The sequence below is a fragment of the Pseudarthrobacter sp. NKDBFgelt genome, from assembly GCF_046097905.1.
Taxonomy (GTDB): domain Bacteria; phylum Actinomycetota; class Actinomycetes; order Actinomycetales; family Micrococcaceae; genus Arthrobacter; species Arthrobacter polychromogenes.
In genome coordinates, this window is sequence record NZ_JBJURL010000002.1 from 35,898 (window position 1) to 51,354 (window position 15,457).

General features: G+C 66.0%; 13 protein-coding genes. 9 read left to right on the forward strand and 4 right to left on the reverse strand.

From position 1 onward, the window contains the following. The first annotated feature begins 63 nt into the window (after nucleotides 1-63). The 9 genes from ACKAE7_RS00905 to ACKAE7_RS00945 all read left to right on the forward strand — a co-directional run bounded on the left by ACKAE7_RS00905 (nucleotide 64) and on the right by ACKAE7_RS00945 (nucleotide 10,790). A complete protein-coding gene (locus tag ACKAE7_RS00905; RefSeq protein WP_408978279.1) occupies nucleotides 64-1,746 on the forward strand; it encodes an ABC-F family ATP-binding cassette domain-containing protein in 1,683 nt (560 codons plus the stop codon). A gap of 163 nt (nucleotides 1,747-1,909) precedes the next feature. Continuing rightward, nucleotides 1,910-2,683 carry a DeoR/GlpR family DNA-binding transcription regulator gene (locus tag ACKAE7_RS00910; RefSeq protein WP_408978280.1) on the forward strand — a complete coding sequence of 258 codons (774 nt, stop codon included), beginning with the start codon at nucleotides 1,910-1,912 and terminating at the stop codon, nucleotides 2,681-2,683. Then, on the forward strand, nucleotides 2,680-3,873 hold the full coding sequence (locus ACKAE7_RS00915; RefSeq protein ID WP_408978281.1) for an MFS transporter: 1,194 nt from the start codon (nucleotides 2,680-2,682) through the stop codon (nucleotides 3,871-3,873). The genes ACKAE7_RS00910 and ACKAE7_RS00915 overlap by 4 nt, the downstream gene beginning before the upstream one ends. Nucleotides 3,874-3,936: 63 nt before the next feature. Further along, complete coding sequence (locus ACKAE7_RS00920) at nucleotides 3,937-5,436, forward strand: bifunctional phosphatase PAP2/diacylglycerol kinase family protein (RefSeq protein ID WP_408978282.1); 1,500 nt, start codon at nucleotides 3,937-3,939, stop codon at nucleotides 5,434-5,436. A 153-nt stretch (nucleotides 5,437-5,589) separates the two neighbouring features. Next, nucleotides 5,590-6,537, forward strand: a complete 948-nt coding sequence (locus ACKAE7_RS00925) for an ABC transporter ATP-binding protein (RefSeq protein ID WP_188810669.1) — start codon at nucleotides 5,590-5,592, stop codon at nucleotides 6,535-6,537. Beyond that, entirely contained in the window at nucleotides 6,534-7,385 is an 852-nt protein-coding gene (locus ACKAE7_RS00930; RefSeq protein WP_190613052.1) for an ABC transporter permease, read from the forward strand. The genes ACKAE7_RS00925 and ACKAE7_RS00930 overlap by 4 nt, the downstream gene beginning before the upstream one ends. 27 nt (nucleotides 7,386-7,412) lie before the next feature. Further along, nucleotides 7,413-8,765 (forward strand): sensor histidine kinase, encoded by a 1,353-nt coding sequence (locus ACKAE7_RS00935; protein WP_408978283.1) that lies wholly within the window; start codon nucleotides 7,413-7,415, stop codon nucleotides 8,763-8,765. Beyond that, nucleotides 8,762-9,454 carry a response regulator transcription factor gene (locus ACKAE7_RS00940; protein ID WP_188810675.1) on the forward strand — a complete coding sequence of 231 codons (693 nt, stop codon included), beginning with the start codon at nucleotides 8,762-8,764 and terminating at the stop codon, nucleotides 9,452-9,454. The genes ACKAE7_RS00935 and ACKAE7_RS00940 overlap by 4 nt, the downstream gene beginning before the upstream one ends. A 34-nt stretch (nucleotides 9,455-9,488) precedes the next feature. Further along, nucleotides 9,489-10,790, forward strand: a complete 1,302-nt coding sequence (locus tag ACKAE7_RS00945) for a M18 family aminopeptidase (RefSeq protein ID WP_408978284.1) — start codon at nucleotides 9,489-9,491, stop codon at nucleotides 10,788-10,790. Here the strand turns inward: ACKAE7_RS00945 and ACKAE7_RS00950 are convergent. The 4 genes from ACKAE7_RS00950 to ACKAE7_RS00965 form a co-directional block, all read right to left on the reverse strand. Beyond that, nucleotides 10,787-11,452: a NeuD/PglB/VioB family sugar acetyltransferase gene (locus ACKAE7_RS00950; protein WP_188810679.1), complete on the reverse strand. Its 666-nt coding sequence runs from the start codon at nucleotides 11,450-11,452 to the stop codon at nucleotides 10,787-10,789. The genes ACKAE7_RS00945 and ACKAE7_RS00950 overlap by 4 nt on opposite strands. Then, nucleotides 11,449-12,579: a DegT/DnrJ/EryC1/StrS aminotransferase family protein gene (locus tag ACKAE7_RS00955; RefSeq protein ID WP_188810992.1), complete on the reverse strand. Its 1,131-nt coding sequence runs from the start codon at nucleotides 12,577-12,579 to the stop codon at nucleotides 11,449-11,451. Before ACKAE7_RS00955 ends, ACKAE7_RS00950 begins: the two co-directional genes overlap by 4 nt. 85 nt (nucleotides 12,580-12,664) lie before the next feature. Beyond that, nucleotides 12,665-13,810, reverse strand: coding sequence for a Gfo/Idh/MocA family protein (locus ACKAE7_RS00960; protein WP_408978285.1), 1,146 nt, complete (start codon nucleotides 13,808-13,810; stop codon nucleotides 12,665-12,667). Between the two features lie 40 nt (nucleotides 13,811-13,850). Further along, the gene (locus tag ACKAE7_RS00965) at nucleotides 13,851-15,413 is read right to left on the reverse strand and encodes a sugar transferase (RefSeq protein ID WP_181038133.1); all 1,563 of its coding nucleotides are present in this window, start codon (nucleotides 15,411-15,413) and stop codon (nucleotides 13,851-13,853) included. Nucleotides 15,414-15,457: the final 44 nt, after the last annotated feature.

Below are 15,457 nucleotides of genomic sequence, written 5' to 3' on the forward strand. Positions count from 1 at the left end.
GGCCGTCAAAGCCTGCATACCTGGACAAAAACTCCGTGCCGTGGCCGTGGGAAGATGGAATACGTGGCCCATATTGACGTTTCCGGCATTGATTACTTCCTCTCCGACGGCACCCAGCTGCTTAACGGAGTGACCTTCAAGGTCCCGGACGGCACCAAGACCGCATTGATCGGCCCCAACGGCACCGGGAAGACTACCCTGTTCCGCATCATCGCCGGGGACCTGGTGCCGGATGAAGGCGTGATCGGGCGGTCCGGGAACATGGGCATCATGCGCCAGTTCGTAGGCCAGGTCCGGGACGGCTCCACCGTGCGTGACCTCCTGGTGTCCGCCGCCCCGCCTGCCCTGGCGGCAGCGGCGCGCGAGGTGGACGACGCCGAGCTGGCCATGGTGGAGCACGACGACGAGCCAAGCCAGATGCGGTACGCCCAGGCGATCGTGGATTGGGGAGATGCGGGCGGCTACGACGTTGAAACCGTTTGGGACGAGGTATGCATGGCCGCGCTGGGACTTCCCTTTGACCGCGCGCAGCACCGCCCGGCGTCGAGCCTTTCCGGAGGTGAGCAGAAGCGGCTGGTGCTCGAAGCGCTTTTTGCCGGCCCTGACGACCTCCTGCTGCTCGACGAACCGGACAACTACCTTGACGTTCCGGGCAAGCGGTGGCTTGAGGACAAGCTGAACGAGTCCAGGAAGACGGTCTTCTTCATCAGCCACGACCGCGAGCTGCTGAACAATGCTGCGGGGCGCATCGTGACGCTGGAACCCGGCATCAACGGTGCCGGCGCCTGGATCCACGGCGGCGGATTTGGCTCCTATGTGGAGGCCCGGGCAGACCGGAACGCCCGTTTCGAGGAACTGCGGAAGCGCTGGGACGAGGAGCACGCCAAGCTCAAGGAACTCGTCAACATGTACAAGAACAAGGCCGCGTTCCGCTCCGACATGGCCAACAGGTACCACGCAGCCCAGACCCGCCTGGCCAAGTTCCTGGAGATCGGGCCGCCGGAGGCGCTGCCCATCGAGCAGAACGTGCAAATGCGGCTCAAGGGCGGGCGGACCGCCAAGCGGGCCATCGTGGCGGAGAAGCTGGAACTTACCGGACTCATGAAGCCCTTCTCCACGGAAGTGTGGTTCGGGGACCGCGTTGGCGTCCTGGGCTCCAACGGCTCGGGCAAGTCGCACTTCCTCCGGCTCCTGGCCACGGGCGGAACCGATCCGGAGCGGGAACACCTGCCCGTTTCCGACGTCGAAATCGCCGAAGTGCCGCACGAGGGCACCGTGAAACTTGGCGCCAGGATCCGCCCCGGGTTCTTTGCCCAGACCCACGTCCGGCCCGACCTCCTGGGCAAGACGCTGCTGGAAATCCTGCACCGCGGCGATGAGCACCGGTCCGGCCTGGGCCGGGAGGCCGCGGCCGGAGCACTGGACGGCTACGGACTGGCCGGGCAGTCGGAACAGAAGTACGAGTCCCTCTCGGGCGGGCAACAGGCACGGTTCCAGATCCTGCTGCTGCAGCTCAGCGGCGCCACCCTGCTGCTCCTCGACGAGCCCACGGACAACCTGGACCTGCACTCAGCCGAGGCACTTGAGAAGGCCATCGACCATTTCGAGGGAACCGTCCTCGCCGTGACCCACGACCGTTGGTTCGCGCGCACCTTCGACCGCTTCCTGGTGTTCGGATCCGACGGCAAGGTGTATGAATCCGCAGAGCCGGTATGGGATGAAAAGCGGGTGGAGCGCGTCCGCTGACCCCGATGCTCTCTCACTCCCTGCAACTTTCTGGCCATCCCCCTCTCACCGGTGAGAGAGGGATGAGTAATTTCCCGCATCAAGGGAGAGAGCGTTGCGGTATTTCCGGCATCAAGTGAGAGAGCGTTCATGATCAAATGATCAGAGTTGCTAGCATTTGATCATGAGGACTGACGAGCGGCACCGCACCATTGCCGGGCTGCTCCGCCAGCGCCATGAGGTAACCGTGGACGAGCTGACGGTCGCCTGCGGCGCGTCGGGGGCAACCATCCGGCGGGACCTCGAGATCCTGGCAGCGAACGGCGTCCTCCGCCGTGTTCACGGCGGAGCGCGGAGCCTCATCGGGCGCGGCGAAAATCCAGGCTATGGCCAGCGCGAGCTGGAGGACCAGGATGCCAAGAAGCGCATTGCGGCCGCAGTAGCAGGGCTGTTGGGGGACCGCGAGCATGTGTGGCTGGACAGCGGCAGCACCGCTACGGAGGTGGCCCGCGCTGTGGAAGCGAGGGAGCTGACAGTGATGCCCATGTCGCTCAGGTCGCTGAACGTCCTCGCGGGCGGCGAACCCACTGCAGGTACCCGCCCGGCCCTGCTGTTGCCCGGCGGCAGCCTTGTCCCCGGAGAGCTGAGCTTCCGTGGCCCGCTCGCCGAATCCAACATCCGCTCCCTGCGTTTCGACACCGCTGTTGTGACACCCTGCGCCGTGGACCCCAAGGCAGGCCTCCTGGCCCACGACATCGACGACGCGGCAGTAAAGCGCGCCGGCCTGGAATCCGCCGCACGGGTGATCGTGGCTGCCTCCGCCGCCAAATGGGACGCTCAAGCCCGGGCGCTGGTTGCCGGCCTGGAACGGGTGGACGTCCTGGTGACGGACAAAAATTTCAACGCCGAAGAACGCGCGCAACTCGACGAATACTCCCTGGAAGTAGTGACTGTATGAGCATCAATACCGGTACCGGGCAGCAGGCAGGACTGAACGCTGCCGCCGCAGCCACTTTTGTGGTTTTTGGCATCAACGGCCTGGTCTTTGCCAGCTGGGCCGCGAGGATCCCCGCGGTCACGGAGACCCTGCAGATCACCTCCGGGCAGATGGGCACCCTCCTGCTGTGCACCGCCGTGGGTTCGCTCTTGGCGCTCCCTACCGCCGGGCTGGTGGTGGGCAGGATCGGGACCGCAAACACCGCACGTTTTGGCGGCATCCTGGCGGCCCTCGCGGGTGCCGGAATCGCCGCTTCGCTCTCGGTTGCGTCGATTCCCGGAACGGCCGTTGCCCTGTTCTTCTTCGGGATCGCAATCGGACTCTGGGATGTAGCCCAGAACATTGAGGGTGCCGACGTGGAGCATAAGCTGCGGCGCACCATCATGCCGCAGTTCCATGCAGCGTTCAGCGGCGGTGCCTTCGTCGGTGCACTGATCGGTGCCGGACTTTCCACCGTGGGCGTCGGCCTGCCCCTGCACCTGCTGGTCATCGCCGGTGTGGTTGTTGTGGTGATGCTGACTGCCCCGCGCTACTTCCTCCCGCATATCTCCACCGCCACACCGGACGGAGAACCAAAGGCAGCCAAGGGACCGTCAGCCTGGCGTGACAGCCGCACCCTGCTCATAGGGGTTGTGGTCCTGGGTGCCACCCTGACGGAGGGTGCAGGTAATGACTGGATCGCGAAAGCGTCCGTAGACGGCCTGGGCACCTCTGAATCCACCGGCGCGCTGATGTTCGCCCTCTTCGTGCTGGCCATGACGGCAATGCGGTTCCTTGGCGGCCGCGTCATCGACAAGTACGGCCGTGTTGCCGTCCTTAGGGCGAGCATGGCTGCCGCAGCGGCCGGGCTGTGCCTCTTTGTGTTAGCCGGAAACGTGTGGCTGGCCGCTGTGGGGGCCGCCTTGTGGGGGGTCGGAGCAGCGCTGGCCTTCCCCATGGGCATGTCTGCCGCTGCGGACGACCCGAAGCATGCTGCGACCCGGGTGTCCGTAGTATCCACACTGGGGTATGTTTCGTTCCTCGCCGGTCCTCCCCTTTTGGGATACCTCGGCGACCTGACCGGCATACACCTGGCGCTCCTGGCCATTCTCGCGCCGATCCTCCTGGCACTCGTGCTGGCAGGAGCGGCAAAGCCCCTGAGGGCAGCGTAATACGGCGAACGGGCTTTCTGCGAGGCTGGAGAACCTCCATTCACCGGACGGTAGGGTGATGGAATGCAGAACACCTGGCGAGGAAGCCATCGTTGGATCAGCCGCCTGGACAGATACCTGGTGCGGCATGTCTCGGATCTTCCGGGAGGCAACCATGATGCCTTCTTCCGCCGCCTCTCCGCCTCCGCAAACCACGGAAAACTCTGGATTGCGGCTGCCGCAGCGATGGCCGCCTTTCCGGGACGGCCGCGCCGTGCGGCACTGCACGGCCTCATCGCCCAGGCAGTGGCTTCCGCCGTCACAAACGGTGTTTTCAAAACCCTGCTCCCCCGGGCGCGGCCGCTGCCGGAACATCTTCCGGTGTTCCGGTTCGTCCACCCCCAGCCGACAAGTTCCTCCATGCCATCCGGGCACTCTGCGTCGGCCGTCGCTTTCGCCGTGGGTACAGGACTCGTCCAGCCCGTCATTGGGGCCGTGCTGGCTCCGGTGGCGGCAGGCGTAGCCTATTCCCGCGTCCACACCGGAGCCCATTGGCCTTCGGATGTCTTTTTCGGTTCTGCCCTGGGTGCCGCCGCTGCACTCATGACGCGCGCGTGGTGGCCGGTGCGCCCCCCTTTCCCGGACGTGGCGCGAACGTGGACCACAGCAGCGGAACTACCCGGCGGCATGGGGCTCAGCATCGTGGTCAACACCCTCGGCGGGTCCTTCACGGAGGAGACGGCTGCCGCCCTGCAAGAGGTATTCCCCAAGGCGCATATTACATCTGTCCATCCTGACCAGGATCTCCTCCGCGAGATCCGGCTGGCAGCGGAGCATCCCGGCACGCGAGCCCTCGGGGTCTGGGGCGGCGACGGAACCGTCGGAGCCGCCGCAGCTGCCGCCGTCGAGCGTTCCCTGCCCCTGCTGGTCCTCCCCGGCGGTACCCTGAACCACTTTGCCCGGGACGCCGGCACCGGGAGCCTGAAGGAGGCCGTAGCCGCCGCTGCCAGGGGAGAGGCGGCGCTGGCAGACATAGGGATCGTCACGGTGGAGCGCGGGTTGGCCGGCAGCCCGGAAAGGGCACAGCTGACCATGCTGAACACCTCAAGTATTGGCCTGTACCCGAACTTCGTGCGCCGCCGGGAACAGCTGCAGCCTGCGCTGGGAAAACCCCTGGCCGGGGTGGTGGCGATGTTCCGTACCTTCGCGGCCGGAACCCCCACCACCCTCACTGTCGACGGCAGGCGGCACAAGGTGTGGATCGCCTATGTGGGGCGGGGCCGGTACTACCCGCGTGACCACGCCCCCTTGTTCCGGCCCGTGATGGACGACGGCGTGCTCGACGTCCGCATGATTACGGCAGACGAGTCATTCGCCCGGCTACGGCTGCTGTGGTCGGTGCTGACGGGTACCGTGGCAACCTCGCGCATCACCCACCTCTCAGAGGCAACCCGGGTGCGCATCGATGCCGGCGGGTCGCCGATGGCTTTGGCGGTGGACGGTGAGGCGCTGGCCGGTGTGCGCAGCGTCGAATACACGGTGCGCCGCAGGACCCTTGCCTACTACTCGCCACAGCCCCGGTGACCACCGGTCATCCAAGGGGACTACCCTGACCCGCCCCTGAATCATCCCTGAGACCGGCGTAATCCGCCCCCGGCGTGGGTAGCGTGGTGCGTACGTACCAGTCTTCTGCAATGCATCCCGCAGTCCACAAGCTGCCGTTCGAAGGAACACTCCATGATTGAGGCAACAGGGCTGACCAAGGTCTACGGCGACAAAACCGCCGTGGACGGGGTCAGCTTCACCGTCCAGGCAGGCCGCGTTACCGGTTTCCTGGGACCCAACGGCGCAGGAAAGTCCACCACCATGAGGATGATCATGGGACTGGACCGGCCGACGTCGGGTTCCGTCACCGTGAACGGGGTGCCGTTCGCGCAGCATGCCGCACCCCTGCGCGAAGTGGGCTCACTCCTTGACGCCAAGGCCGTCCACACCGGCCGCACCGCGTACAACCATCTCCTGGCCATGGCCGCGACCCACAGTATTCCAAGGAAGCGGGTCCAGGAGGTCATCGAGATGACAGGCCTGGGGGAGGTGGCCAAAAAGAAAGTGAAGGGGTTCTCCCTTGGAATGGGGCAACGCCTGGGCATTGCCGCCGCACTGCTGGGAGACCCCCAGACCATCATCCTCGACGAGCCAGTCAACGGCCTGGACCCGGAGGGTGTGGTCTGGGTGCGGAACCTGGTGAAGTACCTGGCATCGGAAGGGCGGACAGTGTTCCTGTCCAGCCACCTGATGAGCGAGATGGCCATGACCGCCGACCACCTGATTGTCATTGGCCGCGGCAGGATCATTGCTGATGCCCCCATCGGCGAAATTATCACGGGCAAGGGCCAGTCCCGTGCCCGCGTCCGGACGGACCAGCCGGAGCAGCTCATGCGCCTGCTCGCGGACGACGGCGTCTCCGTGGAGGTCCAGGACCACGAACTCCTTGAGGTCACGGGCCTGCCCGCCAGGGACATCGCCCGGACAGCCCTGGACAACAGGATCATGGTCTACGAGCTCACTCCCCTCCAGGCGAGCCTCGAGGAGGCGTACATGGAACTGACCAAGGACGAGGTGGAGTACCACTCCCTCATCACCACGGGAGCTGCGGCGCCCACCCAGACCGGAGGACAGCAATGAGCACAGCAGCACTTCAATCCAGCCGGCCGCAGGGCACGGCTGGTCCCGGTCCCAGCTTCCTGCGCGTCCTCAACTCGGAATTCATCAAGTTCCGGACCCTCCTCTCCACCCTGATCCTGGTCGGATCCACCGTGCTGGTGATGGTGGGCTTTGCCGCCCTGAATGCCTGGGGCATCGGACAGTTTTCCGAGGCATCCCAGAACGATCCCCAGGCAGCTGCGGCCTTCGCCGCCCAGGGCGCTGACCTTACGGCGGGAATCCCGACATCCGGCATCGCCTTCGCGCAGCTCATTATCGGATCCCTGGCGGTTCTGCTCATGAGCTCGGAATTCACCACCGGCATGGCAAGATCCACCTTCTCGGCGGTCCCCAAACGTACCCCGGCCTTCATTGCGAAGCTGCTGGTGGTGACGGCATGTGCCTTCGTGGTGACCGTGGCATCGTCCCTGCTCGCTTACGTGGCGGCCACCCCCATCCTGGACAACTACGGTTTTGATATCGACCTCGGTTCCGACCATTCCCGGCGCCTCCTGCTGGTCAGCGGCGTGTACGTGGCAGCAGTCGCGGCAATCGGCATGTCCCTGGGGACTCTCCTGCGCAATTCAGCAGGGGGCATCATGTCACTGGTGGGGCTGTTCTTCGTGGTCCCCATTGCCTTCCAGCTCATCCCGGGGGAATTCTTCGAGGAAGCGCGGAAGTACCTGCCGGACAGCCTCTTTGAACGGATCGTGACAGCCGCGCCCGCGGAAGACTCACTGGAGGTCTGGCAGGCCTGGACGTGGCTTGGTGTGTGGGTGGTTGTTCCGGTGGCTGCAGCCATGATCATCTTGAAGAAGCGCGACGTCTAGCATCCACGGAACGGGCAACCCAGACGTATGAACCAAACGGCAATTATTAAGGACGCGCCGGCCTGGCAGGCCGACGCGTCCTTTGCCGAGCTCACGGCGAGGCGCAGAGGACGGCTTCGCCGGTACCTGCAGCGGCGCCCGCTGGTCATGGACGCTGTTGTGGCCGCCAGCTACAGCCTCCTGGTGGCACCCACCGTGGTGGACGCGGCCAGGTCCGGCAACTGGCTTGCAGCCGCCCTGCTGGTGCTGGTGGCAGGGTCCATGGTCCTGCGGCGGTTCTATCCCGTGGGCCTGGTGGCTTTTGTCGCTGTGGTGGAGGTAGCGGTCACCCTGCTCCACCCCTGGGGCTCCAACGTATCCGCGGGACTGTGGTTCTCGCTGTATGCCGTGGCGGTGGCCCACACCCGCCGCTTCGCGCTCATCACCATGGCCGCGGCCACGGCCCCGCTGGCACTCCTCTATCTCCTGGCGGCCGTGGGACCCATGGAAAACTCCTTCGTCCACGATCCGGGAGTCAACCCGGGCGACTTCCACCTCCTGACCAGCATCGCCACCGGCGCCAGCATCGCCCTGTCCAACATCCTGGCCACCGGCCTCGGCATCAGCGTCCGGCAACGCCGTGAGCACGAGCAGGAGGTCGCCGCCTGGGCCGCCCGGACCGCGAGTCTTGCCTCCGTCAACGAACGGAACCGGATTGCACGCGAAATGCACGATGTTGTGGCGCACTCGCTGACGGTGATGATCAGCCTCTCCGACGGTGCCGCCGTCGTGGTCCGGAAAAGCCCGGAGCGTGCCGGCGAGGTGCTCGGCGAACTGTCCCGGACGGGACGCACCGCCCTCGCCGACATGCGCCGGGTCCTGGGCGTCCTGCGTGATGACACGGGCACCGCCGCGCCCCGGCCGCCGCTGACTGCCGGGGACAGCCTGGCCAGCCTGCTGGAAGGCTTCCGCACCGCGGGCCTGCCGCTGCACTACTCCCATACCGGGCCTGCCCTGCCCGGCGATGCTGCGTTCCAGCTCACGGTGTACCGGATCGTTCAGGAATCGCTCACCAACGTGCTCCGCTACGGCCGCGCCCTGACCCGGGTGGATGTCACCGTAGTCCGCTCCGGCTCCACGGTGACCATTGACGTGCTCGACGACGGCTCCGGAGTGACCGGGCACCCCGCCCAGGATGGAGGTACTTCCCCGTCCGGTGCTGCTGGTTCCCATGGATCCGGACAGGGGCTGGCCGGGATGGCTGAACGCTCCAGGATCTATTCCGGTTCCGTGGAAGCCGGGCCCAGCGGCCGGGGCTGGCGAGTCCACGCTGTACTGTCCTGGCCCGAGGACGACTCCACCGGTTCCATCCGCCCCTACGAACTGCAAGGCAACCCATGACCGGAAACGCACCCATCAACGTCCTGCTGGCTGATGACCAGCCGCTGCTGCGGATGGGATTCCGCCTGATCCTGGAGGGTGAAGAGGATCTGAGGATTGTTGGGGAAGCCTCGGACGGGGCCGACGCGGTGCGGCAGGCCCGGGAGCTGAGCCCGGACGTGGTGCTGATGGACGTCCGCATGCCCGTGCTGGACGGCATCGAGGCCACGCGCGCCATCACCGCCTCCGGTTCCTGTGCCCGGATCATCATCCTGACCACCTTCGACGTGGACGAGTATGCCTTTGCCGGCCTCCAGGCAGGAGCCTCGGCCTTCCTCCTCAAGGACGTGGCGCCGTCGGACTTAGTCAGCGCTGTCCGGGTGGTGGCCAGCGGGGACGCCGTGGTGGCACCGCGCGTCACGCAGCGTTTGCTGGAAACATATGTCCGGGGTGCCGCCCGCCCGGCCCCGGCCGTTCCTGCACCTGACCCCCTGCTGGCGGACCTGACCCCGCGGGAAACGGAAATGCTGGAGGCGATGGCTGAGGGGCTGTCCAATGCAGAAATCGCCCACCGGTACTACCTCTCGGAAGCCACCGTGAAAACCCACGTCCGCCGCATCCTGACCAAGCTCCACCTGCGCGACCGGGTCCAGGCCGTGGTTTACGCGTACGAAACCGGCCTGGTGGTGCCGAGCAACCCGGACTACTGAGATCCGCGGTTCAACGCCGTCTAGACTCGAGACCATGCCTTCCCTTGCCTCCGCCGCAGACCATATCCAGGACCTTGGCGCCTATGTCAGCGCATCGCCGTCGAGCTTTCACGCCGTGCACGAGGCGGGGCGGCGGCTGGAGGAGGCGGGCTTTGTGCGCCTGGATGAACTGCAGCCCTGGGAGGGCGGGCCGGGACAGTACTTCATTATCCGGGACGGCGCGCTGATTGCCTGGGTTGTTCCCGAAGGGGCAGGGCCGGCCACCGGGTTCAACATCCTGGGCGCGCATACGGATTCACCCACCTTCAAGCTCAAGCCCAAGCCCACCACGGGTGCCCACGGCTGGCTGCAGGCGGGCGTGGAGGTGTACGGCGGACCGCTGTTGAACTCCTGGCTTGACCGGGAACTGCAGCTGGCCGGACGCCTGGTCATGCTGGACGGCACCGAGCACCTGACCGCCACCGGGCCAATGCTCCGGTTCCCGCAGCTGGCCATCCACCTGGACCGCGCTGTCAACGACGGCCTGGCACTGGACAAGCAGCGGCACATGAATCCGGTGTGGGGGCTCGGCAATCCCGCGGATGCCGACCTGCTGGCCGTGCTGGCTTCCCACGTTTCCGGCGCTTCCGTGGACCCCGCCCACATTGGCGGGTACGACGTCGTCATGGCGGACACGCAGGCCCCTTCGGTTTTCGGGGGCAACGGTGAGTTTTTTGCCTCCGGGCGCCTGGACAACCTGTCCTCCACCCATGCGGGGCTGGCGGCGCTGATCGCGCACGCGTCCGCGCCCGGTACCGGCAGCCCGATCGCCGTCCTGGCGGCGTTCGACCATGAGGAAATCGGCTCAAACTCCCGCTCGGGTGCCTGTGGTCCCATCCTTGAGGATGTCCTGGTCCGGATCTCTGACGGGCTGGGCGCCACGGTGAGCCAGCGGCGGCAGGCACTGGCGGCGTCGTTCTGTGTGTCCGCGGACGCCGGACACGCTGTGCACCCCAACTACGCGGAGCGGCACGACCCCGCCAACCATCCGGTGCTTAACGGCGGACCGCTCCTGAAGATCAATGCAAACCAGCGCTACGCCACTGACGCCCCCGGTGCGGCGCTGTGGGCCCGGCTGTGCGCCGATGCCGGTGTTCCCTACCAGGAGTTCGTGTCCAACAACGCGATTCCGTGCGGTTCAACCATCGGTCCGTTGACCGCCACCCGCCTGGGAATCCGGACAGTGGACGTGGGCGTTCCGCTGCTGTCCATGCATTCCGCGCGGGAGCTGTGCGGCGTGGAGGATCCCTGGCGCCTGGCCGCGGTGACCGCGCAGTTCTTCCGGACGGCGGTCTAGCGGGACGGTTCCTTCCCGAAGGCGAACAGGTGCTGGTCGATTTCGTGGGCGGGGACTCCAACCCACGTTTCTCCGGCAGGGACGTTACTGAGCACGGCAGCACCCATGCCCACGGTGGCATAGTCGCCCACCGACGTCCTGTCGCGGACGCTGGAATTCATGCCGAGGTAGGCAGCCTTCCCTACCCGGACTCCGCCGCCCAATGACACGCCCGCGCCGAACGTCGCAAAGTCCGCCACGTCGTCGTCGTGGGTGAAAGTCACCGAGGGCATTGCCACCACGTGGGAGCCCAGGGTGACGGCGGCTGTCAGGGTGACATTGCGCAAGAGGATGCTTCCCCGCCCTATCCGGCAGCCTTCGGGGTACTGCACTGAGGGATCCACCGCTGTTGCATACCGCGATTCATGGATGCCCAGGGACGTGAGGCGGTCCACCACGGCTTCCCTGGCCTTCCCGGACGCCAGGCACACCAGCAGGAACGCATGGGTGTAGTTGGCCGCATCATCGATGCTCCCCAGGACAGGCGCCCCGTCCACGGTTACTCCGGCCATCTCCTTGTCATCATCCAGCAGGCCAACGACGTCGTACTGGCCACTGCTGCGCACCATCGCCAGGACTTCACGGGCAAGGCCGCTCACTGAAATAAGGATCAGCTCACTCACGTGCCCACCGGGTGCGCTGCGTTCCGGATGGCGTTGATGACGCGGTTGATGCTGGACGAGTCGATCTCATGGAACACAGGGAGGACCAGGGTGCGGTCGCTCAGCCGCTCCGTGGACTGCAGCCTGGCGTTGCCGTTGTCGCGCCAGCGGTACGCCGGCTGGCGGTGCGCGGCATACGCCCCGCGCCGTGCGGTGATGCCGGCGTCGGCCAGCCTTTCCAGCAGGGCCTCGCGGGTCATGGGGAACCCCGGGAGGACTTCCAGCCACAGGGATTGATAGTTCGTGGTGCCGTATGGAGGATCGGACACGATCCTGAGGCCTTTGAGGCTTTTGAGGGCGTCGACGTACATGCCCGCGATCTTCCGGCGCCGCTCCACCATTTCCGGAAGCCGCCGCAATTGGATGATTCCGACGGCGGCCTGCAGGTCGGTCATGCGGTAGTCGAAGCCGACTTCGAGGCAGACTTCACGGGGCGACAGGAAGAGTTCTTCCCGGTTGAGGGCTGCCAGGCTGCTTGAATGTTCCCGCAGGGCCCGGGCCCGGGCCGCCCAGTCCGCCCGCCGGGTGGTGAGCATGCCGCCTTCCCCGGTGGTGAGGATGTGGCTGGGATGGAAGGACCATACGGTGATGTGGGCGCCGGCGCCCACCGGTTTTCCTTTGTACTGCGAGCCCACCGCGCAGGCAGCGTCTTCGATGACCGTGATTTCGTGGCGGTCGCACAGATCGCGAATGGGGTCCAGATCCACGGGCACTCCGCCCTGGTCCACCACGATCACCGCCCGGGTATCCAGGGTCAGGGCGGCGTGGATGGTCTCCGCGGTCACGTTGCCGGTGGCAGGATCCACGTCGCAGAAGACGGGGCGTGCGCCGACGTACGTCACGGCGTTGGCCGTGGCTATATAGGAAAGCGACGGGACAACGACGTCGTCCCCTGGACCGATTCCCGCCACCACGAGGGCCAAATGCAGCGCGGTGGTGCAGCTCGACGTGGCTACTGCGAACCTGGCCCCTTGTGCGGCTGCGAAGTCGACCTCGAACTCCTTGACTTTCGGACCCTGTGTGACGCATCCGGAGAAGACAACCTCGGCAAGCGCATGAGCTTCCTCCTGGCCCAGCCAGGGCTTCATTACTTCGATGCGTGCAACAGCTGATTCGGTGGCCACGAGGCACCATCTTTCCTAGGAGGAACGGAACGGAGACCGGCAGTCCGTGTCACCTGGACCACAGGACGCTTTCAAGCCAGGATCCTGCGGCCTGCTGCTGGTAGTCCTCGGACCCTGGTACGTGGATACTCGACGCCTGGCCTTCGAGGCCCCTGCTGCGGGTCACGGCCTCCAGCATGCCGAGTACCCGCAGGCCGGATGTATTCGTGGACGGTGCCCGCTGGTGGCCGCGCGCCCGGCGGGCGAACTCGGCAGCCACGCGGTCACGCGCCTCCTGCCCGAAGGCGGGCACCTGTCCATCTCCGGCCGGCACCTGAAGTGCGCCCGGCTCCGCCCAGTACGGGGAGCGCCGCCGTTGCTGCGTGGACGAATCGGAGTCGAAAATGCCCAGTTGTTCCTGTGGAAGCGTGGCATCCCACACCAGGACAAGCTGCGAACCTGCAATGACCAGCTGATGGCTTTTCACGCGGCTCAGGTTGTTGACGTTGAGGTGCACCGTGGCGTCGTTGGGAAGCCGGAAAATCACGTGGCCAACACAGTCGCGGCCGGTTCCCAGCGGGTCACCCCCGAGCGCCGAAACTCCCTGGGGGTTGAGCCGCCCGGCGAACACATAGTCAAGGAGGGCAAGGCTGTCCGGGGCCAGGTCCCAGAAGACGTCCCGGTCAGTCCGGGCCAGGTTGCTTTCGGTCCGCACCGCTTCGACGAAAAGGATATCGCCCAGGGATCCGCTGCCCACCAACTTCTGCATCTTTTGCACGGCAGGCTCGAAACACTGGGCCTTGTTTGCCATCAGCACAACGCCCTTGGCATCCGCCTCGGCAGCCATCTCCTGCCCGCGCTCAAGGCTGTCCGCCAACGGCTGTTCCACCAGGACGTGCTTGCCTGCCCGCAACGCAGTCATTCCGGTTCCGAACAGGGCGCGGAGGGGGGTGGCGATCGCCACCGCATCCACTTCCACGCTGTCCAGCAATTCGTCGATGGCCTCAAACCAAGGCGCACCGCCAAGCTTTTCCGAGACTGTCCCGGCCCGGCGGGAGTCCACGTCGCAGATGGCTGCCAGATCCCAGTCCGGGCTGGCCTGGAGGGTTTCGGCCATGCCCGCTCCGCGGGAACCTGCGCCAACCACCGCGATACGCAACCTGTCTGGGTTAACGCCGTCCCTGCCGTGACCGAAGTCCTTAGCGAAAGCTTCCATTCTCATCCTCTTTGTCAGTAGGCGCCGTCAGCAGGCACCGTCAGTAGGCGCCGGAAGGCTGGATGACGGCACGGAAAGTCCGCCACAAAATCAGCAGGTCACCCGGGATTGACCAGTTTTCGACGTAGTAGAGGTCCAGGCGCACTGCCTCGTCCCAGGACAGGTCCGAGCGCCCGTTGATCTGCCAGAGGCCAGTGAGGCCGGGCTTGATGAGGAGGCGCCGGTGGGTGTGCTGCTCGTACCCGCTGACTTCGCGTGCAAGGGGAGGGCGCGGGCCCACCATGCTCATGTCGCCGAGGACGACGTTCCAAAGCTGCGGGAGTTCGTCCAGGGAGTACTTCCGCATCCACCGCCCGCACCGCGTGACCCGGGGATCATTGCGCATCTTGAACAGGACCCCGGCACCTTCGTTGGTCTCGTGCAGCACGGCCTGGCGCTCCTCGGCATCGACCACCATGGACCGGAACTTGTACATGCCGAAGGTCTGGCCACCCTTGCCAATCCGGTCCTGGCGGAACAGGACGGGACCCGGGCTGTCCAGCCGGACAATGACGGCAAGGAGCAGCAACAGCGGCGAAAGTGCGGTGATGGCGGCACCGGCAAGGACAACGTCCATGACCCGCTTGAGGACGTGCTTGCCGCCGGAATATTGGGGAATGTCCACATGCATGAGCGGAAGACCTTCCACAGGGCGCCAGTGGATACGCGGCCCCGCGACGTTCGTGAGGGTTGCTGCCAGCACCATCTCGGCAGAGCACTCCTCCAGCCTCCACCCCAGTTCCCGGATGAACTTGTTCCCGCCCGGGAGGGGCCCGGCAACGATCACGGCATCGGCCTGCGCGAGGCGGGCAGTCCGGGAAATGTCATCCGTGGAAGAAAGGACGGGCACCAGCTGCTCGCCCACGCGCAGCCTGGCCCCCCGGCGCGAACCGGGAAGGCACACGCCGAGGATCTTGTAGACGGGGCCGGACTTCTTTTCGATCTGTTGGACCACGTACCGGACGTCCTCGGGTTCGCCGACGACGATGGCCCGTGACAGGTGCCGCCCCTTGGCTTTTTCAGTCGCCAGCCGGCGCCGGAAAAGCCAGCGGTTGGCGGTCAGCGACACGGTGCCCACCGGTAAGGCCACGGCGAACATGGTGGCGCCGCTCTGGATCGAGAAGACGACAGAAGCAATGGCAATTAAGCCAAAGAGCCGGAAGGTGGCCGAAATGACCCGTTTGTACTCGTCTGCACCGACACCCAGGACTTTGGGATCGCGTGTCCTGTAGATTTCCAGTGCAGCGATCCAGATCAGTGCCAGTGCAACGCTGGCCGCGATCCCGGCGGCCGTTGATGTCCTGCTCAGAAGCCCTGGACTGGCAAGGTGGTAGCCGAGGGCGACCGCCCCGGCGATCAGCAGCGAGTCCGTGACACGCAACAGGTTGATGTGGACCGAAATCCAGTCCGCGGAGGACGCCTTGCGGTCCAGCGCCGGGGGGACAAGGCTGACGGCCGGGCGGTAGCCGGGAGATACTCCCGGGGCAGGACCGTCGCCCGCCAAAGCGGGCCGCTCGCCTGCCAGGCTGCCGGTGAGCGCTGAGCGTTTGGTCCCGTAAAACATGGGACGCCGCTGTCCGGTGACGGGTGCTTCTGCCATGGTGACCC